Genomic DNA, 19,192 nt, shown 5'->3' with positions numbered 1-19,192 from the left:
ACGCCCCGTACGCACGACCGGAGCGACCAGCTAGAGCCTGGCCAAGTCGTAGTTGCCGAGGTGGTCGATCAGGTTGTGCAGGTGATCACCGGAAGTGCCCAGGGTGTGCTCGATCGCCGTGAGCCGGGCCGCGTAGTGGCTGACCGGGTATTCCGCGGTGACGCCGATGCCACCGTGCAGCTGGATGGACTCCTGCGCAATGTGCCGGCCCGACCGGCCGATCTGCACCTTGGCCCGCGACGCGATCAGCGGGTCGAGGTTGCCGTCGGCGACCGACATCGCGGCGTAGAGGCTCATGCTGCGTGCCAGCTCCAACGACACGTACATGTCGGCGGCCCGCTGGGTGAGCGCCTGGAACTTGTTGAGCGTGACGCCGAACTGCTTGCGGGTCTTGAGGTAGTCGGTGGTCAACCGGAGCGCCTCCTCCATCGCCCCGACCGCTTCGGCGCACAACGCCGACTGGATGCGAACGACGACGTCGCGGATGGCGCCTGACGCGTCGACCGCTTCGCCCAGAGGTTCGGCGGTTGCGCCGTCCAGATCGACCTGCGCGCCCCGCTGTCCGTCGAAGGTTCGGTACGGATGACGGGTGACGGACGTCGCGTCGACCAGGAACAGGCCGGTGCCGCCGTCCGGCAGCGCGGCGCTGACCACCAACGCATCGGCGCAGTCGCCGGCGAGCACCGGGTTCTTGCGTCCGGTCAGCGTCCATGAATCACCTTGCCGCGCAGCCTGAGTCGTAACAGTTGCGGTCGGTTGGCGCTGACCCGGCTCCACGTGGGCGAAGGCCAGCAGCCGTTGGCCCGCCGCGACGTCGTCGAGCTGTTCTTTCTGGGCGTCGGTGCCCAGCTCGGCGATCAGCGCGCCGGGCGCCAATGCGGCGTGCAGGATCGGTTCGGGAGCCAACCGGCGACCGACCTCGGTGAGCACGACCATGATCTCGATCTGGCCGGCCTCGTCCGGATCGAAGCCCAGGCCGAGAATCCCGGTGTCGGCGAGCTGACTCCACACTTCGCGGCTCCACCCCAGATCGGAGCCGATGACCTTGTTGCGGCTCTCCGGGTCATAGCTGCGGGACAGCAGGTCGCGGGTCGTGTTGCGCAGTAGGTTCTGCTCGTCGCTCAACTGAAAGTCCATGGCTGCCTCACAATCCGAGAATGGTGGACGCGATGATGTTGCGCTGCACTTCGCTACTGCCGCCATAGATCGACGTCTTGCGGTAGTTGAGGTAGCGCGGCGCACTGCCTTGTGCCCAGTCCGGGGACGAGATGCCTTCCCCGTCGACGGGCAGCGCGTCAGGGCCGGCCACCTCAACCAGCAGCTCGGTGGCCACCTGCTGCAACTGGCTGCCGCGCAGCTTGAGCACCGACGAAGCCGGGTTGGGCTGCCCGTCCGCGGAATCGGTAACCACCCGCGCCTGGGTGAGTTCCAGTGCCAGCACCTCGTTTTCGGCCTCGGCCAGCCGGGCCGCGAACAGCGGATCGTCGAGCACCCCGGTTTCCGCGGCGAATCTCTTCACCTCGGCGAGGCGCACTTTGGTCCGCCCCACACCGGCGATGCCGGTGCGTTCGTTGCCCAGTAGGAATTTCGCGTATGTCCAGCCCTGATTCTCTTCTCCGACAAGCTGGTTGGCGGGCACCCGGACGTCGGAGAAGAACAACTCGTTGACTTCGTGGCCGCCGTCGATCGTCTTGATGGGACGCACCGTGATGCCAGGTGTCTTCATGTCGAAGAGCAGAAACGAGATTCCGGCCTGGCGCTTGGGCGCCTGCGGGTCGGTGCGAACCAGGCAGAAGATCCAGTCGGCGTACTGGCCGAGCGTGGTCCAGGTCTTCTGGCCGTTGACGACGTAGCTGTCGCCGTCGCGGACCGCGGTGGTCCGCAGCGATGCCAGGTCCGAACCGGCCTCGGGCTCGGAAAATCCCTGGCACCACCAGATGTCGAGGCTGGCCGTCGGGGGCAGGAAGCGTTGTTTGATTTCCTCCGAGCCGAATTCGGCGATCACCGGGCCCACCATTTTGGTGTTGAAGTTCAGCGGCTCCGGGACGCAGGCCAGTTGCAGCTCGTCGGCCCAGATCTGGTGCTGGGTGGGTGTCCAGTCCTTGCCGCCCCACTCGACCGGCCAGCCCGGCACCGCCAGACCGTGCTCGTGCAGGATCTTGTGGCTGGTGACCACGTCGTCGTGCACCACTTCCGCCGAGCCCGCGCGTACCCGGTCGCGCATCTCCTGGGGAATCTTGGTGGTGAAGATGGTGCGGAGTTCGTCGCGGAACGCGGCTTCCTCCGGTGTGAGCGCCAGTTGCATGCAGACTCCTTCGCCTGGTGTTGAGCGTGGCGACCGCTTTCCGACGTTGGGCGTTGCGTCCGGTCGTGCGCTCCGAGTTCCATCTTGACCCATCCGCTGCTGTATCTGTGCACAGCCTCCGGTTAATCCACAGCCGGCGGTCGAGGTGCCGTCGGTCGCGACCGTGATGGCGGCCGGTGCACCTACCGTCGGCGCATGCGAACAGAACTTCCCGCCGAGCGACTGCACCGACGGCTCGGCGCCGACCCGGATGTCAATCCCGCTGACAATCCGAACTCGCAAGCCGACGCGGACGCACCGGATGAGGATCAGAACTCGTTGCTCCCGCGCTGGGTTCCCGACGCTTCCGAGGGCGGAGGCTGGCTGGCCCGGATGCGTGCCGATCCGGGTCGCGCCGGTGCGATCGCATTGGCGGTGGTGGCCGCCCTGGCGGTGCTGATCACGATATTCACGCTGATCCGCGACCAGCCCGCGCCGGTGATGTCGGCGAAACTGCCGCCGGTCGAGAAGGCGTCCACGGCAAGCCCCAAGTCCTCGGCGAGTCCCGGTCCGGACCGCCCGGTGGTGGTCAGCGTGGTGGGACTGGTGCACAAGCCCGGCCTGTTCACGCTGACGCCCGGCGCGCGGGTTGCCGATGCCGTGCAGGCCGCCGGGGGAGCGGTGGACGGCGCTGACACCATCGGACTGAACATGGCCCGTCCGCTTGGTGACGGCGAACAGATCGTGGTCGGGCTGGCCCCCGTGGCGGGGCAGCCCGCTGCGCTGGGCAGCTCGGTGACCGGCGGCTCGGCCCCGGGAACCAAGACGCCGGCGCCGACGGGGTCGGTCCAGGGATCCGGGAGGCCGAAGGCGGCCGAGGTGGTCGACCTCAATACCGCGACGGTGGAGCAGCTGGACGCGCTGCCCGGAGTCGGGCCGGTCACCGCCGCCGCGATCATCGCGTGGCGGCAGGCCAACGGCAAGTTCACCAGCGTCGACCAGCTCGCCGACGTCGACGGCATCGGGCCATCGCGGCTGGACAAACTGCGCGCGCTGGTCCGTGTCTGACACCATCGCGCCGCCGCGAGTTCCCGCGGTGCTCGCCCAGGTCGATGTGCGGCTGGTCCCCGCGGCACTCACCGGCTGGACCGTCACCGCCTCCGGCATCGTGTGGCCGGTCGGCCGGGTGCTGGCCTGGTGCTGCGTGGCGTTGGTCGTCGCGGCCGGGACGCTGGCCGGCTACGCATGGCGCCGGGCCGGCCGAAACCCCGGGCTGCGGGCCGTGAGTGCCGGCCTGGCGGCCATCGGTGTGGTCGGCGCGGGATTTGGATTCGCGATCGCACTGCGCGCCGACGCCGTGGCTCGCCACCCGATCACCGCGGCATTCGGGTCGGTTGCCCCGGTGACGGTGACGCCCAGCGAGAGTGCGCTGTCGTTGGGTTCCGGACGGCTGATGTTTCGAGCCACGCTGCAGCGGCTGCGTGATGACGAGATATCCGGCCGGGTAACCGTTTTCGCGCGGGCATCGGACTTCGACGTGACGGTGGGCCAGCCGGTGCGGTTTTCCGCGCGCATCAGCCGTCCCGCTCGCCACGACCTGACGGTCGCGGTGCTCAACGCGGCGGGTCGGCCCGCGCTGGGACGGGCCGGTGCGGTGCAACGTGCCGCACACGCGGTGCGCGGCAGGTTCGCCGCCACCGCGCGTGAAGTTCTGCCCGCCGGGCAGGCGGCGATGTTGCCGGCTTTGGTCCTCGGTGACACCTCGGCGGTCTCCGCCGACACCGGCCGTGAATTCCGTGCGGCCGGAATGACGCATCTGACGGCCGTATCGGGAGCCAACGTCACGATCGTGTGCGCGGCGGTGCTGTTCTCCGCCCGGCTGATCGGCCCGCGGGCGGCCGTGCTGCTCGCCGGTGTGGCACTGCTGGCCTTCGTGATCGTCGTCCAGCCGACGGCGAGTGTGTTGCGAGCGGCCGTGATGGGTGCCATCGCGCTGGCAGGGATGCTGACTTCACGTCGGCGGCAAGCGATTCCGGCGCTGTCGGCCGCGGTACTGATATTGCTCGCCGTCGCACCCCAGCTGGCTGTCGATGCCGGCTTCGCGCTGTCGGTGCTGGCGACCGGCGCGCTGGTCGCCGTCGCGCCGGTCTGGTCGCGGCGCCTGGCCGCCAGAGGCTGCCCCAAGCCGCTGGCGGATGGACTCGCGGTTGCGTTGGCCGCGCAGGTGGTGACCGCGCCACTGGTCGCCGGGATCTCGGGTCGGTTCAGCCTGGTGGCCGTGGCGGCCAACCTGGCCGCGGCGCCCGTCATCGCACCGATCACGGTGCTGGGCAGCGCGGCGGCCGTTTTGTGCGTGCCGTGGCCGCCCGGCGCGCAGCTGCTGATGCGTTTCACCGGACCGGAAGTGTGGTGGGTATCGAAGGTGGCGCACCTTGCGGCCGGCGTGCCCGCCGCGACGGTGCCGGTACCCGACGGTCTCGCCGGTGTGCTGCTGGTCGGCTGTGCCACGGCCCTGCTGCTTGCGCTGGCCCTGCTGCTGTGGCGGCACCCCTGGTTCCGCGCGTCGGCCCGGGCAGCCGGCCTGGTCGCGGTGGTGTGCGTGCTGGCCTGGTCGGCGTCGGAGCTGCTGGATCCCAGAGCGGACTGGTCGGCCCTTCGTGACACCATCGTGGGGTGAGCGAGGCTTCGCCGTTGCACTTGGTCCTGGGAGACGAGGATCTGCTGGTCGAACGGGCCGTGGCCGACGTGCTGCGCGCGGCGCGCAAACGCGCCGGCACCGACGACGTTCCGGTGAATCGGATGCGGGCCGGCGACGTCGGTACCTACGAGCTCGCCGAGCTGCTGAGCCCATCGCTGTTCGCCGAGGAACGCGTCGTCGTGCTCGAGGCCGCGGCCGAAGCGGGCAAGGACACGGTCGCTATGGTCGCTGCGGCCGCCGCCGACCTACCGGCGGGCACGATATTGGTGGTGGTGCACTCCGGCGGCGGGCGCGCCAAGGCGCTGGCCGACCAGCTGAAGTCGCTCGGCGCCCAGGTGCATCCCTGCGGACGGATCACCAAGTTGAGCGAACGCGTGGACTTCATCCGCAGGGAGTTTCGCGCGCTCCGAGTCAAGGTCGACGAGGAGACCGTCACCGCCTTGCTGGATGCGGTCGGCTCCGACGTGCGTGAGCTGGCCTCAGCCTGCTCGCAGCTGGTCGCCGACACCGGCGGTGTGGTGGACGAGGCCGCGGTCCGCCGCTATCACAGCGGCAAAGCGGAGGTGAAGGGCTTCGATATCGCGGACAAGGCCGTGGCCGGCGATGTCGCGGGGGCGACCGAGGCGCTGCGGTGGGCAATGATGCGCGGCGAGCCGCTGGTGGTGCTGGCCGACGCGCTGGCCGAAGCCATCCACACGATCGGCCGGGTGGGTCCGCTCTCCGGCGACCCGTATCGCCTGGCCGGGCAGTTGGGGATGCCACCCTGGCGGGTGCAGAAAGCGCAGAAGCAGGCCCGGCGCTGGTCACGCGACAGTGTGGCAACCGCGATGAGAGTGGTGGCGCAACTCAACGCCAATGTGAAGGGAGCGGCCGCGGACGCCGATTATGCGCTGGAATCCGCGGTGCGAGAGGTGGCCGAGCTGGTGGCCGATCGGAGCCGCTGAATAGGGACGCCCGGGCTCAGATCTTGTTGAGGGACCGCGCCAGCGCCGACTTCTTGTTGGCGGCCTGGTTCTTGTGGATGACGCCCTTGGTGGCAGCCTTGTCCAGCTTGCGGTTGGTGGACACCAACAACTCCGTGGCCTTTTCCTTGTCGCCGGCCTCAACAGCCTCGCGGAGTGCGCGCACGGCGGTGCGCAGCGAGGATTTCACCGACTTGTTGCGCAGACGGGCGCTCTCGTTGGTCTTGATGCGCTTCTGCTGCGACTTGATGTTGGCCACGCGGAACTGTCCTTCGTCGATTAGGTATTTGCGGTGTCGTTTCGGGGGCGCCCCACACCCTATTGCGACTGCTCAGGTTAGCAGTCGGTTACGTTTTCTCCCAAAACGGGAACTCGTGGCCTGCCATAACCGCAATGTGAGGCAGCATCCTAAAAGTGAGTCTTCCGAACCAGGTTGAAAAGGCCCGGCGGGGTTCGCGCGGCGCGGCACGGGCGCAGGCGCGCTCCGAGCGCATCTTCGGCGGGTACAACACGTCCGACGTCTACGCGATGGCCTTCGATGAAATGTTCGATGCCCAGGGCAACGTCCGTGCCTTGTACAAGGGCATCTATGCCGAACTCGCGCCGTCGGACGCGTCGGACCTGCGGGCCCGCGCCGAAGCGCTGGCCCGTGCGTTCATCGACCAGGGCATCACGTTTTCCCTGTCGGGCCAGGAGCGGCCCTTTCCGCTGGACCTGGTGCCGCGGGTGATTTCGGCGGCCGAGTGGAACCGGCTCGAGCGCGGCATCGTGCAACGTGTCAGAGCCCTCGAGATGTACCTCGACGACATCTACGGGGATCAGGAGATCCTGAACGACGGGGTCATCCCGCGTCGCTTGGTCACCTCCTGCGAGCACTTTCACCGCCAGGCCGTGGGTATCGTCCCGCCCAACGGCGTCCGCATCCACGTCGCCGGCATCGACTTGATCCGCGATGAGAAAGGCACCTGGCGGGTTCTCGAGGACAACCTGCGCTCACCCTCGGGCGTGTCGTACGTGATGGAGAACCGGCGCACGATGGCGCGGGTCTTCCCGAACCTGTTCGCCACCCACCGGGTGCGTGCCGTCGACGACTACGCCTCGCACCTGCTGCGGGCGTTGCGCAACTCCGCGGCCACCAACGAGGCCGACCCGACCGTGGTGGTGCTGACCCCCGGTGTCTACAACTCGGCGTACTTCGAGCATTCGCTGCTCGCCCGGCAGATGGGTGTCGAACTCGTCGAGGGACGCGACCTGTTCTGCCGCGACAACCAGGTGTACATGCGCACCACCGAGGGTGAGCGCCAGGTCGACGTCATCTACCGGCGCATCGACGACATCTACCTCGATCCGCTGCAGTTCCGCGCCGACTCGGTGCTGGGGGTGGCCGGTTTGGTCAACGCCGCCCGCGCCGGCAATGTCGTGATCTCCAGCGCGATCGGCAACGGCGTCGGCGACGACAAGCTGGTCTACACCTATGTGCCGACGATGATCGAGTACTACCTGGGCGAGAAGCCGCTGCTGGCCAACGTCGATACCTTCCGCTGCTGGTTGGACGACGAACGCGAGGAGGTGCTCGACCGGGTCGGCGAGTTGGTCATCAAGCCCGTCGAGGGATCGGGCGGCTACGGCATCGTCTTCGGTCCGGAAGCCTCCGAGAAAGAACTGGCGGCCGTCAGCAAGAAGATTCGCGACGACCCTCGGAGCTGGATTGCCCAGCCGATGATGGAGCTGTCGACCGTGCCGACGCAGATCGGCAACACACTCGCACCGCGTTATGTGGACCTACGGCCGTTCGCGGTCAACGACGGCAACGAGGTGTGGGTGCTACCGGGTGGACTGAGCCGGGTGGCCCTGGTCGAGGGCTCGCGGGTGGTCAACTCCAGCCAGGGTGGTGGCTCCAAGGACACCTGGGTGCTGGTGCCGCGGGCGTCGGCCGCCGACCGTGAGCTGGGCGCCGCCGAGGTCGTCCGGTCGTTGCCGAAATCCAAGTCGGACCCGGAGGCCGACGACTCGCCGGGGTCGACACAGCATCAGCCGTCGCACGGTGAGCACCCGCACGAGGAGAAATCCCCGCACAAGCAAAAGCAAAAGCAAAAGCAAAAACAGCAGCAATAGCAGAGGACGGTCCGCTGATGTTGGCCCGAAATGCCGAGGCGCTCTACTGGATTGGCCGCTACGTAGAGCGGGCTGATGACACCGCGCGCATTCTGGATGTGGCGTTGCATCAATTGCTGGAGGACTCCAGCGTCGATCCCGACCAGGCATCGCGGCTGCTGCTGCGAGTGCTCGGCATCGAGCCCCCGGATCACGACTTGGATGTCTGGTCGTTGACCGATCTGGTCGCCTACAGCACCCACGACAAGGGCGGCTGCTCGATCGTCGACGCGATCACGGCGGCGCGCGAAAACGCCAAGTCGGCGCGCGAAGTGACGTCCATCGAAATCTGGGAGTGCCTCAACACCACTTACAATGCCCTGCCCGAACGTGAACGCGCCGCCAAACGCCTTGGGCCACATGAGTTTCTGTCTTTCATCGAAGGCAGGGCCGCGATGTTCGCCGGGCTGGCCGACTCGACCCTGTCGCGGGACGACGGCTACCGATTCATGTTGTTAGGCCGTGCGATCGAGCGCGTGGACATGACGGTGCGGCTCTTGCTGTCTCGGGTGGGGGACAGCGCGTCTTCCCCGGCCTGGGTGACACTACTGCGTTCGGCCGGTGCCCACGATACTTATTTGCGCACCTATCGCGGGGTGTTGGACGCGGGCCGGGTGGTCGAGTTCATGATGCTCGATCGGCTCTTCCCGCGATCGGTCTTCTATTCGCTGAAGCTGGCCGAAGAAAGCATCGACGAGTTGGTGCGTGACCCGACGAGCCGGGTGGGGGCCACCGCCGAAGCGCAGCGCCTGCTTGGGCAGGCCCGCAGCGAACTGGAGTTCCTGCCACCGGGGGTGTTGCTCGACACTCTGGAGACTCGTCTGGACGGCTTGCAGACGACCTGCCGAGATGTCGGAGATGCGTTGTCGCTGCAGTACTTCCATGTCACGCCGTGGGTGGCGTGGTCGGATGCCGGTCATACCGGCCTGGTCGTGCGGAACGGAGATACCTGATGTGGCGGCTGCGCGTGGTGCACACGACCGGGTTTGCCTACCAGTCGCCGGTGACCGCCTCCTATAATGAGGCCCGGCTGACCCCGAGTTCCGACACGCGGCAAAACGTGATCCTCAACCGTGTCGAAACGATTCCGGCAACCCGGTCCTACCGCTACATCGACTACTGGGGCACCGCCGTCACGGCGTTCGACTTGCACGCACCGCACACCGATCTGACGGTGACGTCCTCGTCGGTCGTCGAGACCGAGCAGCCAGAGCCGGCCGCGAAGGATGTCAGCTGGAGCGACCTGCAGTCCGCGGCCGTGATTGATCGGTTCGACGAATTGCTCCAGCCCACGGAGTACACGCCGGTAAGCAAGCGCCTTCGATCCATCGGCAGGAGGATCGTCAAAAGCCATGAGCCGCAGGAAGCCGTCATCGCCGCGGCGAGCTGGGTGCACGAAGAGCTGGACTACCTCCCGGGAACCACCGGGGTCCGGTCCTCCGGGCTCGATGCCCTGAAGGACGGCAAGGGTGTCTGCCAGGATTTTGTCCACCTTTCGCTAATGCTGTTGCGCGACATGGGAATTCCGGCCCGCTACGTGTCCGGCTACCTGCATCCCAAGCGCGACGCCGTCATCGGGGACACCGTGGACGGCCGAAGTCACGCGTGGGTACAGGCCTGGACCGGTGGCTGGTGGAACTACGACCCCACCAACGACACCGAGATCACCGAGCAATACATCAGCGTGGGCGTCGGCCGCGACTACACCGATGTGGCCCCGCTGAAGGGCATCTACTCGGGGCAGGGCGCGACCGATCTCGATGTGGTCGTGGAGGTCACCCGACTGGCCTAGCGACACCGTTGCGGCCGAAAAAGCTATGGCCGCGGCTTTACTTCGACCCGATGCAAGTCGTCGCCGAGTTCGATCCGCCCGCCGAATCCCGAGGCGGCCAGGGTCCGCCACTGTTCTTCCTGGCCGGGTACCAGCGCCGGCACATAGTGGGTCATGACCAACGTGTCGACCCCGGCGCGGGCCGCGGTCGCCGCGGCTTGTTCGACCGACGAGTGGTAGTCGCAGATGTCCTGCAGCCGCTGCTGCGGGATCTGAGTGACGATGTCCTTGCGGATCACGGTGTGTACCAACGCACCTGCCCCGGCCGCCAACTCGTCCAGGCCGGCGCACGGGACCGTGTCGCCGGCCAGCACCACCGAGGCGCCGTCGGAGTCGACCCGGAACCCGATGGTCGGTGCCACCGGCCGGTGGTCGGTGGGCGCCACCCGAATCGAGACGCCGTCGCGGTCCCACACCGGGCCCTCGGTGTGTTCGTGCACCTCGATCAGCGGTGGCGTGTTCAGGTCGTCGTGATGGGCGATCCGGTAACCGATGTCGTGGCCGAACGCCTTCAGCGTGGCCTCGACCGTCTCCGCGGTGCCTGGCGGCCCGATGATCGGGAACGGCGCGGGATCGGGGGTGAACGTGGTGATCCAACGCGTGATCAGCAGGTCGCCGAGATCGCCGATGTGGTCGCTGTGCAGATGAGTGAGCAGCAGCGCCGACAAGCCGGCGGCGCCCACGCCGACGGCCGCCGCACGCTGAAGGACGCCGCGCCCGCAGTCCACCAGGAACACCTGGCCGCCGGCCCGCACCAGCGTCGCCGGTCCCGCGCGGTTCGGGTCGGGGATGGGACCGCCGGTTCCCAGCAGGGTGATCTCGATCATGGCCCTATCCTTCAAGACCCGTCGGCGCGTCGTGGCCCGTTCGGCGGATCCCAGCGATGTGCCGGTGGCATCCGCGCTGGTGACCCCGGACCGGCGAGTATCGGTGGGTGACCGGCTGCCGGTTTTCGTGTTGCCTTTCCCGCCGCTCGACTTAGCCGTAGCCTGGTGTGAAGCAGATCACAACCAGCTGGAGGCTTGATGCGGATAGCGGACGTTTTGCGTAACAAGGGTGCGGCGGTCACGACGATCAATCCCGAGGCGACGGTCCGGGAACTGCTCGCCGGCCTCGCCGAGCAAAACATCGGTGCCATGGTGGTGGTCGGTGACGAGGGAGTGGTCGGCATCGTGTCCGAGCGCGACGTCGTGCGCCAACTGCACGCGCATGGCCCCAGCATGCTCACCCGCCCGGTCGCCAAGATCATGACCGCGACGGTTGCCACCTGCGCGAAGTCTGACACCGTCGATGAGATCAGCGTGCTGATGACCACGAACCGGGTGCGCCACGTGCCCGTGCTCGACGGCAAGAAGCTGATCGGCATCGTCAGCATCGGTGACGTGGTGAAGACGCGGATGGAAGAGCTCGAGGCCGAACAGCAGCAGCTGCAGTCCTACATCACGCAAGGCTGATCGCCCGGCGATCACGGTCCGCGCCGCGACCGTCGAAATCGACGTTATCGATGACGGCTACGGCGTGTCGTCGCGCTGACGTCGATGTCGCGGCGCAGCAGAAGCTAGCGCCAGGCGTAGTCGGAGCGCAGGCGGGCGGCCACCACGTCGAAGATCTCGCGTTCCAGGATCGCGCCCTCGCGGCGAATACCTTCCTCGGGTACGTCGAGCACCCGATCCAGCCGCACCCAGCTTTGCCGGCCCTCGTAATCCCAGTCGCCGGCGCCGATCCCGACCCAGTCCGGGTCGGAGGCGTAGTGCTCCTGGCTGGACAGCATGAGGCCGAGCAGGACGCCGCGGTCGCGGCCGACGACGAGGACCGGGCGGTCCTTGCCGCGGGTGGGATCGTCCTCGTAGACCACCCACGTCCAGACGATCTCGCCGGGGTCGGCCCGGCCGTCGAGATCCGGCGCATAGACCACCTTGCGGGCCCGCTGCGCGGTGGGGAAGCTGGCGTCGGTCACCGGCCGGCCCTCGGTGATCGATGCCGATCCCGACTCGCCGTCGGCGCCTCGCGCGCTGGCGGTGGTTTTCACGACCTGTTCGATTTCCCGCATGACGGCCTGCGCGGTCTGCACGTGCTGGACGAGCCGGGGAATCCCGTAGACCACCGCGTTCTGGGCAAACCGCTGGAAGGTCTTCCACTGCGATTTCCGGGCAGGGGCCATAGTCGCAGCATAGACGTCGGCAGTGGGCGGCGACTGTGTCCGAGTGTGTCCAGACCAGCACGCATGGATACCCTGGACGTACCCGCGAACCGCCGGTCAAGCAGCGACAACAGCACTAGCCAGGAGATCCCCATCAGCAGTTTCGCCGACAAGACATTTACGGCGCCGGCGCAGATCAGGAACTTCTGCATCATCGCTCACATCGATCATGGCAAGTCCACGCTGGCCGATCGGATGCTTCAGCTCACCGGCGTCGTCGCAGACCGGGACATGCGTGCGCAGTACCTGGACCGGATGGATATCGAGCGCGAGCGCGGCATCACCATCAAGGCGCAGAACGTCCGGCTGCCCTGGAAAATCGGTGACGAAGAGTACGTTCTGCACCTGATCGACACCCCGGGCCACGTCGACTTCACCTACGAGGTTTCCCGCGCGCTGGAGGCCTGCGAGGGTGCGGTGCTGCTGGTCGACGCGGCGCAGGGCATCGAGGCGCAGACGCTGGCCAACCTGTACCTGGCGCTGGACCGTGACCTGCACATCATCCCGGTGCTCAACAAGATCGACCTGCCGGCCGCCGACCCGGACCGCTACGCGGGTGAGATCGCGCACATCATCGGCTGCGAACCCGGCGACGTGCTCCGCGTGTCCGGCAAGACCGGGGCGGGCGTGGCCGACTTGCTCGACCACGTGGTGCGCGAGGTGCCGGCGCCGCAAGGCGATGCCGACGCGCCCGCTCGCGCGATGATCTTCGACTCGGTCTACGACATCTATCGCGGCGTGGTCACCTACGTCCGCGTGGTGGACGGCAAGATCTCGCCCCGCGAGCGCATCCTGATGATGTCCACCGGCACCGTCCACGAACTGCTCGAGGTCGGCATCGTCTCGCCCGAACCCAAGCCCAGCGTCGGCCTGGGTGTGGGCGAGGTGGGCTACCTGATCACCGGGGTGAAGGACGTTCGCCAGTCCAAGGTCGGTGACACCGTCACGACGGCTCGCCACGGCGCCAAGGAGCCGCTCACCGGTTACCGCGAACCCAAACCGATGGTCTATTCCGGACTGTATCCCGTGGACGGTTCGGACTACCCGGACCTGCGCGACGCGCTGGAAAGGCTGCAACTCAACGACGCGGCGCTGACCTACGAGCCGGAAACCTCGGTTGCGCTGGGCTTCGGATTCCGGTGCGGCTTCCTGGGCTTGCTGCACATGGAGATCACTCGGGAACGGCTGGAGCGGGAATTCGACCTGGACCTGATCTCGACGTCGCCCAACGTCGTGTACCGGGTGGTCAAAGAGGACGACAGCGAGATCGTGGTGACCAATCCGTCGGACTGGCCCGAGGGCAAGGTCCGCGAGGTTTACGAGCCAGTGGTCAAGACCACCGTCATCGCTCCCAGCGAGTTCATCGGCACCATCATGGAGCTGTGCCAGTCACGCCGCGGCGAGCTCGGCGGCATGGACTACCTGTCACCGGAGCGAGTCGAGCTGCGCTACACAATGCCGCTCGGCGAGATCATCTTCGACTTCTTCGACTCGCTGAAGTCGCGCACCCGCGGCTACGCCAGCTTGGACTACGAGGAGGCCGGCGAACAGGCGGCGCAACTGGTCAAGGTGGATATCCTGTTGCAGGGCGAGGCCGTCGACGCGTTCAGCGCGATCGTGCACAAGGATTCGGCGTTCGCCTACGGCAACAAGATGACCACCAAGCTCAAGGAACTGATCCCGCGCCAGCAGTTCGAGGTGCCGGTGCAGGCGGCCATCGGGTCGAAAATCATTGCGCGCGAGAATATCCGCGCGATCCGCAAGGACGTTCTCTCCAAATGCTATGGGGGAGACATCACCCGCAAACGCAAACTTCTGGAAAAGCAGAAGGAAGGCAAGAAGCGGATGAAAACCATTGGGCGCGTGGATGTTCCGCAAGAGGCGTTTGTCGCCGCGCTGTCCACCGATTCCGCAGGGGACAAAGCCAAGAAATGACGAGCCGGTGGTCCACCGTGGCGCCGTTGGCGGCCGTGCTGCTGGCCACCGGGTGCACCTCGACGATCGGCGGCACCGCAGTTCCGGCACCGGTTCCGCCCATCATGCGAGTCCTGCTCGATGGCGCTACGCTGGCCAAGCTGCTTGCCCAGCCGTTCAAGAGCGCCCCACTCTTCCCGCCGTCCTACGGCGGCCGCGAAAAGTTCGGAACCGCTTGGGAAGACGCCACGCCGCCGGAGTGCATCGGCGTCGCGTTCATGATGCAGAAGATCGTCTATCAGTCCGTCCCGGTGCAGGACGTTGCCGACGCGATGTGGACGAACGACGGTCAGTCCGTGAAGGTGGATGACGTTGGCGAGGGCGTGATCTCGTTCCGGTCGTCCAAGGACGCCGCCGGTGCGTTCGCGACTTTTTCCGGGCAGTGGCGAGGATGCGATGGCACGACGCTGACCGCGCACTCGGTTACCTCCGCGAGAACCGTCGTCTCCGACGTACACGTCGCGGATTCGGTGGTCGCCGCGAGCCTGTTGGTGCACCCACACGAGCACTCGATTCTGGCGTCGACGCCGGTTGCCCGCGCCCTCGGCGTACGGGGCAATTACTTGGTGGAGGTCGCGGTGCGGTTCTTCGGTAACGACAACCCGGCGGCCCGGGGGACCGGGGATATCAACACCAGCGCCGTCGACATCGCGCACGCCATGATGGACAGGCTCTCGCTGAGCTGACGGCGCTCACACCTGCTTGTTGGCGATCACGTCGCCGGATACCGCATCGATGGTGACCCGGTGCTCGACGATGTAGCGGTCCCAGGCAACGGCTTGCCATACGGTGGTGCCGTTGCTGTCGCCGAGGCTCAGCTCGCTGATCGAGGCGCCCGCGATGCTCGCCAGAATTTTCTCCGCCGCCGCACGGTAGTCGACCCGCGCGGCCTGTACGCGAGCGCGGGTTTGGGTCTTGTCGGCGTCACTTTCGTTCGTCGGGGTCGGCCCGATCATCAGGGTCACACCGTCGGACGACACGTCCATGGACTGGTTCACCCCGTCGACAGTGGCCACCAGGATCCGCCATGATCCCGTGTCTTGGGATCTGATCAACGTCAGCTTGCCGTTCGGAACCGCCGCCAGCGCAACGGATCCGGCGTGCAGCAAGGTCTGCGGGTCGGGTGGTGCGTCCGGACGGGTCCAGTTGGAATGCGGCTTGGTTGAGGTTGACGTCGCGGTCGAGTCGCCGCTGTGGCCGCACCCGGCCAGCCACGCGATCGCCGCGCACACCAATACCACGGTTCGTGTTGCTGTTCTCATCGCCTCGCTCATCGTGTCGAGTGAATTGTCCTGCAGTGCAATGTTTTCCGCTACATAGGCGCGTTCGCGGGCTGGAACATCCCGGAGCCGTCGGATTCCTCCTCCGCACGGATCACATGTACCACCGCGTTGATCAGCGCCAGGTGGGTGAACGCTTGCGGGAAGTTGCCCAGGTGCCGGCCGGTGCGCGGCTCGATCTCCTCGGCGTAGAGATGCAGCGGGCTCGCATAGGACAGCAGCCGCTCGCACAGTCGCTTCGCCCGCGCCACCTCACCGATCTCGACCAGCGCCGACACCAGCCAAAACGAACAGATGGTGAAGGTGCCTTCCTCGCCGGACAGCCCGTCGTCGGTCTGCTCGACCCGGTAGCGCAGCACCAGGCCTTCCTCGGTGAGTTCGTTGGCGATGGCCAGCACCGTGTTGCGCACCCGCGGGTCGTCGGGTGGCAGGAAGCGGGTCAACACCACGAGCAGCAGCGAGGCATCCAGCGCGTCGCTGCCGTAGCGCTGGGTGAACACACCGCGGGAGTCCACACCGTTCTTCAGGATGTCGGCTTTGATCTCCTCGGCGATGACCCGCCACTGCTGGGCATAGCTCTTCTCGCCCTGGCGCTCGGCCAGTTTGGACCCGCGGTCCAGCGCCACCCAGCACATCACCTTCGACGAGGTGAAGTGCTGTGGCTCCCCGCGCACCTCCCAGATGCCGCGATCGGGCTCGCGCCAGTGCGCGATCGCCTCTTCCACCTGCTTCTTCAGCACCGGCCACAGCGTTTCCGGAACCTGTTCGCGTGACTTGGCGTGCAGGTAGAACGAATCCAGGATCGAGCCCCAAATGTCGTGCTGGATCTGGTCATAGGCGCCGTTGCCGATCCGTACCGGACGCGCATGGTCGTAGCCGGACAGGTGGTTCAATTCCTCTTCGACCAGGCTGCGCTCGCCACCGACTCCGTACATCACCTGCAGCGGGTGACGCTCGTTGTTGTTGGCGCCGGACACGTCGGCGATGAACGCGAAGAAGTCGTCGGCTTCGCGATCCAGGCCCAGCGTGTAGAGGCCCCACAACGCGAAGGTCGAGTCGCGGATCCATGCGTAGCGGTAGTCCCAGTTGCGCTCGCCCCGTGGCGTTTCCGGCAGCGACGTGGTGCTGGCGGCCAGCAGCGCGCCGGTGGGTGAATAGGTCAAGCCCTTCAGGGTGAGCGCGCTGCGCTGCAGATACGCGCGCCACGGATGGTCCGGGAAGTTGCCGATGTTGATCCACTGCCGCCAGCACTCGGTGGTTTGCCACATCTTGTCCGCGGCCTCTTCGAAGGTCTGCGGCGCCGGGTGTTTGGTCCAGCTCAGGGCGACGAACACGTCGTCGCCCTCCTTCATCCGGGTGCGCGCCCGTGCTTCCCGGCCTTCCAGCCCGATGTTCAGGTTGCTGGTCAGCCGCAGCTGCGGATGGTCGTCCGGTTGCTTGCTGGCGCGAGCGAGCACCTCGCCGTATGCGTTGGCGGAGTATTCCCAGGTGGGGCCGATGCGGTGGTAGTCGAAGGCCGGCTCGCAACTCATTACCAGCTCGACGGTGCCGCTGACACATCGCACGGTGCGCAGCAGGATGTGCTCGGCGTCCCAGTCCATCGGGGTGCGGCGATGGGTGCGTGAGCGCCGCTCGATGTCATGCCAGGGGCCCATTACCAGCGCATCGCGCACAATCAGCCACCCGGTGTGGGTCTGCCACGTGGTTTCCATGATCAGGCTGCCGGGCAGGTAGCGCCGGGCCGAGGGCACCGAGACGCCATAGGGGCCGAGCCGGAAATGGCCCGCGCTGCGGTCCAGGATCGCGCCGAACACGCTTGGCGAGTCCGGCCGGGGCACGCACAGCCACTCGACCGAACCGGCGGGGGAGATCAGGCACGTCGTTTCCCAGTCGGACAGAAATGCGTAGTCGGCGATCGGCGGAAACGGGTTGCGCAGCTGCCCGCCTGAGGCAAACGGTGCCGGCGCGCTGAAGTCGAGCGGCGAGGCCAGCGCTGCTTGGCGGGCCGATGGCAACGCCTCTTCGGCGGCGTCGGCAGGCTGGTCGGCGGGTTGGGCATGCAAGACCATCTCGACATCATCGACTGTCGACCCGTCCGGCGTCCATGCTTTTGCCGGGGTCGCGGGTCGTGTGACTATTCGTGGGGCCGGGCAAACTTCGGCGCGTGCTCGGGCAGCGGACCGATCGCCATCATGTAGCCGATCAACCGCTGCAGTGCGGGCGCCCGGCCGACCAGCCGCAACACCCTTTCAACGCCGAGGTCGCCATTGCGGCCGCCCGTCCGATCAGGCGCTTCCACTGCGACCGCAATCACTCGGGCGTGGACCGCGCGTTGCGCCGCCTGCAGCAGCGCGGTCGGCATCCAGCGGCGCAACTGCACCCGGGCCAGCTGCCGGGTGGATACCCGTCCGCGTTGCAGCGGGCCCGCCAGCAAGCGCCCCGCCGCGACCGCGTCGGCCACCGCCAGGTTGATGCCGATGCCTCCGACCGGCGACATCGCGTGCGCCGCGTCACCGATGCACAGCACACCGTCTGAGTACCAGCGAGGGAGCCGATTGAGTTGTACGTCAAGCAATTTCACGTCGTCGAACGAAGACAGCGTGTCGATCCGATCGACGAGCCAAGGCACCAGGCTCAACAACACGCGGTGGAACGCCTCGATACCTTCGGCGCGCACCTGCGCGTCGGCTCCCTTGGGAATGACGTAGGCGATCTGGTAGTAGTCGCCGCGGTCGATCATGATCGTCCCGTGTCCGGCCTCGAAGGTGCCGGCCAGTCCAGCCGGGTCATCGGGTTGGCGCGGCAAGCGGAACCACCACACGTCCATTGGTGCGCCGAAACTCCGCGGTGTCAGTCCGGCCGCTGAGCGCACGGTCGAGCTGCGGCCGTCACAAGCCACCGTCAGCTCGGCCCGCATTTCTTTGTTTTCGCCGCTCTGGTCGCGATAGGTGACGCCGACGACGCGGTCGCCTTCGCGAACCACGCCGGTCACCTCGGTGCCGCGCAGCAACCGGAAGGTGGGTTCGGACTCGGCGGCGCTGGCCAGCAGTTCCAGCAGATCCCATTGCGGCACCAGGGCGATGTGCTGATGCGCGCCGGGAAGGTGGGTCAGATCGAAGCTGACCGGCTGGCCGTCCAGCTGCATCCGCATGGAGTCGATGAGACGATGCGGGAGCTGGGCGAACCGCGATCCCAAACCGAGTTCGTCAAGCAGTCGCAGGGTGCTCGCGTGCACGGTGTCACCTCGGAAGTCACGCAGAAAGTCAGCGTGTTTTTCCATCACCGTGACTCTTACGCCACCGCGCGCCAGGAGCAGGCCAAGCACGATCCCGGCCGGACCGCCGCCGGCGATGACAACGGTGGTTTCGTCCGATGCGTTTGGCACGCGCCGATCTTGACACATTGGTGTTTCCGGTGCTGGGACGAATAGTGTGGGCCCGGTGAACGGGTTCCTCAATTGGTGGGACGGCAACGAACTGTGGATCTCCGGACTTCCGTTCGTGCTCCAGGCCATGGTGGTGATGCCCGTCGTGTTGGCGGTCGCCTACGGCGTGGCGGTGGTGTTGGACGCCGTGCTCAACAAGGGCATCGAATTGATGCGCCGCGCCCGCCAGCTCGACGGGACGCCCAGGTAACCGCGATGCCTCGGTCTCACGTGACGCTGATTCTCGTCACGCTCGTGGCGTTGGTGCTCGTCGCGTGGCTGGTGACGCACTGAGGCGCGTGCCGACTCGCACCCAGACCCGGCCCGGTGGCGGCCCTGCGAATTCCTGTTAGGCTTCGCGCCATGCACGTGACATCCGAAGCTC

The 19,192-nt window shown here is 67.0% G+C and carries 19 protein-coding genes; 11 read left to right on the top strand and 8 right to left on the bottom strand.

Features of this window, described 5'->3' with window-relative positions; genetic code table 11:
* Positions 1-30: 30 nt before the first annotated feature.
* Together OK015_RS21095 and OK015_RS21090 are read right to left on the bottom strand one after the other, a co-directional pair.
* Positions 31-1,137 carry an acyl-CoA dehydrogenase family protein gene (locus OK015_RS21095; RefSeq protein WP_268125899.1) on the bottom strand — a complete coding sequence of 369 codons (1,107 nt, stop codon included), beginning with the start codon at positions 1,135-1,137 and terminating at the stop codon, positions 31-33.
* Positions 1,138-1,144: 7 nt separating this feature from the next.
* On the bottom strand, positions 1,145-2,305 hold the full coding sequence (locus OK015_RS21090; RefSeq protein ID WP_268125898.1) for an acyl-CoA dehydrogenase family protein: 1,161 nt from the start codon (positions 2,303-2,305) through the stop codon (positions 1,145-1,147).
* Between the two features lie 195 nt (positions 2,306-2,500).
* Between OK015_RS21090 and OK015_RS21085 the strand changes: the two genes are divergently transcribed.
* From OK015_RS21085 to holA, 3 genes are read left to right on the top strand one after another with little or no spacing between them, the layout of a single operon-like run.
* A complete protein-coding gene (locus OK015_RS21085; RefSeq protein WP_268125897.1) occupies positions 2,501-3,352 on the top strand; it encodes a ComEA family DNA-binding protein in 852 nt (283 codons plus the stop codon).
* Positions 3,353-3,398: 46 nt separating this feature from the next.
* Complete coding sequence (locus tag OK015_RS21080; protein ID WP_268132960.1) at positions 3,399-4,961, top strand: ComEC/Rec2 family competence protein; 1,563 nt, start codon at positions 3,399-3,401, stop codon at positions 4,959-4,961.
* A 14-nt stretch (positions 4,962-4,975) separates the two neighbouring features.
* Positions 4,976-5,926: a DNA polymerase III subunit delta gene (gene holA, locus OK015_RS21075; protein ID WP_268132958.1), complete on the top strand. Its 951-nt coding sequence runs from the start codon at positions 4,976-4,978 to the stop codon at positions 5,924-5,926.
* A gap of 16 nt (positions 5,927-5,942) precedes the next feature.
* Here the strand turns inward: holA and rpsT are convergent, their stop codons facing one another.
* Complete coding sequence (rpsT, locus tag OK015_RS21070; protein ID WP_268125896.1) at positions 5,943-6,203, bottom strand: 30S ribosomal protein S20; 261 nt, start codon at positions 6,201-6,203, stop codon at positions 5,943-5,945.
* A 146-nt stretch (positions 6,204-6,349) separates the two neighbouring features.
* Here rpsT and OK015_RS21065 point away from each other — a divergent pair, with 146 nt between their 5' ends.
* Genes OK015_RS21065 through OK015_RS21055 form a run of 3 tightly spaced genes read left to right on the top strand, consistent with a single transcriptional unit; the run spans position 6,350 to position 9,890 of the window.
* Entirely contained in the window at positions 6,350-8,059 is a 1,710-nt protein-coding gene (locus tag OK015_RS21065; RefSeq protein WP_268132956.1) for a circularly permuted type 2 ATP-grasp protein, read from the top strand.
* A gap of 17 nt (positions 8,060-8,076) precedes the next feature.
* A complete protein-coding gene (locus tag OK015_RS21060) occupies positions 8,077-9,051 on the top strand; it encodes an alpha-E domain-containing protein (protein ID WP_268125895.1) in 975 nt (324 codons plus the stop codon).
* The gene (locus tag OK015_RS21055) at positions 9,051-9,890 is read left to right on the top strand and encodes a transglutaminase family protein (RefSeq protein WP_268125894.1); all 840 of its coding nucleotides are present in this window, start codon (positions 9,051-9,053) and stop codon (positions 9,888-9,890) included. The genes OK015_RS21060 and OK015_RS21055 overlap by 1 nt, the downstream gene beginning before the upstream one ends.
* A 23-nt stretch (positions 9,891-9,913) precedes the next feature.
* Here the strand turns inward: OK015_RS21055 and OK015_RS21050 are convergent, their stop codons facing one another.
* Complete coding sequence (locus tag OK015_RS21050; RefSeq protein ID WP_268125893.1) at positions 9,914-10,756, bottom strand: ribonuclease Z; 843 nt, start codon at positions 10,754-10,756, stop codon at positions 9,914-9,916.
* Here OK015_RS21050 and OK015_RS21045 point away from each other — a divergent pair.
* Complete coding sequence (locus OK015_RS21045; protein WP_268125892.1) at positions 10,755-10,955, top strand: hypothetical protein; 201 nt, start codon at positions 10,755-10,757, stop codon at positions 10,953-10,955. The genes OK015_RS21050 and OK015_RS21045 overlap by 2 nt on opposite strands.
* A complete protein-coding gene (locus OK015_RS21040; RefSeq protein ID WP_268125891.1) occupies positions 10,955-11,383 on the top strand; it encodes a CBS domain-containing protein in 429 nt (142 codons plus the stop codon). Before OK015_RS21045 ends, OK015_RS21040 begins: the two co-directional genes overlap by 1 nt.
* 104 nt (positions 11,384-11,487) lie before the next feature.
* Here the strand turns inward: OK015_RS21040 and OK015_RS21035 are convergent, their stop codons facing one another.
* Complete coding sequence (locus tag OK015_RS21035) at positions 11,488-12,090, bottom strand: type II toxin-antitoxin system PemK/MazF family toxin (RefSeq protein ID WP_268125890.1); 603 nt, start codon at positions 12,088-12,090, stop codon at positions 11,488-11,490.
* Positions 12,091-12,153: 63 nt separating this feature from the next.
* Between OK015_RS21035 and lepA the strand changes: the two genes are divergently transcribed.
* Together lepA and OK015_RS21025 are read left to right on the top strand one after the other, a co-directional pair.
* Entirely contained in the window at positions 12,154-14,064 is a 1,911-nt protein-coding gene (gene lepA, locus OK015_RS21030) for a translation elongation factor 4 (protein WP_268125889.1), read from the top strand.
* Positions 14,061-14,789, top strand: a complete 729-nt coding sequence (locus tag OK015_RS21025; RefSeq protein ID WP_268125888.1) for a sensor domain-containing protein — start codon at positions 14,061-14,063, stop codon at positions 14,787-14,789. Before lepA ends, OK015_RS21025 begins: the two co-directional genes overlap by 4 nt.
* A 6-nt stretch (positions 14,790-14,795) precedes the next feature.
* On the opposite strand, the gene OK015_RS21020 is transcribed toward OK015_RS21025, so the two are convergent.
* The 3 genes from OK015_RS21020 to OK015_RS21010 form a co-directional block, all read right to left on the bottom strand.
* Positions 14,796-15,377 carry a metallopeptidase gene (locus OK015_RS21020; protein WP_268125887.1) on the bottom strand — a complete coding sequence of 194 codons (582 nt, stop codon included), beginning with the start codon at positions 15,375-15,377 and terminating at the stop codon, positions 14,796-14,798.
* A 38-nt stretch (positions 15,378-15,415) separates the two neighbouring features.
* Positions 15,416-17,452, bottom strand: coding sequence for a glycoside hydrolase family 15 protein (locus tag OK015_RS21015; protein WP_268125886.1), 2,037 nt, complete (start codon positions 17,450-17,452; stop codon positions 15,416-15,418).
* 65 nt (positions 17,453-17,517) lie between these two features.
* Complete coding sequence (locus tag OK015_RS21010) at positions 17,518-18,768, bottom strand: FAD-dependent oxidoreductase (protein ID WP_268125885.1); 1,251 nt, start codon at positions 18,766-18,768, stop codon at positions 17,518-17,520.
* A 46-nt stretch (positions 18,769-18,814) separates the two neighbouring features.
* On the opposite strand from OK015_RS21010, the gene OK015_RS21005 reads away from it, so the two are divergent.
* Positions 18,815-19,018: a hypothetical protein gene (locus OK015_RS21005; RefSeq protein WP_268125884.1), complete on the top strand. Its 204-nt coding sequence runs from the start codon at positions 18,815-18,817 to the stop codon at positions 19,016-19,018.
* Positions 19,019-19,192: the final 174 nt, after the last annotated feature.

Source organism: Mycobacterium sp. Aquia_216 (assembly GCF_026723865.1).
Lineage (GTDB): Bacteria > Actinomycetota > Actinomycetes > Mycobacteriales > Mycobacteriaceae > Mycobacterium.
Note: the sequence above shows the minus strand (reverse complement) of the source record. Positions and strands in the feature narration are given on the sequence as shown.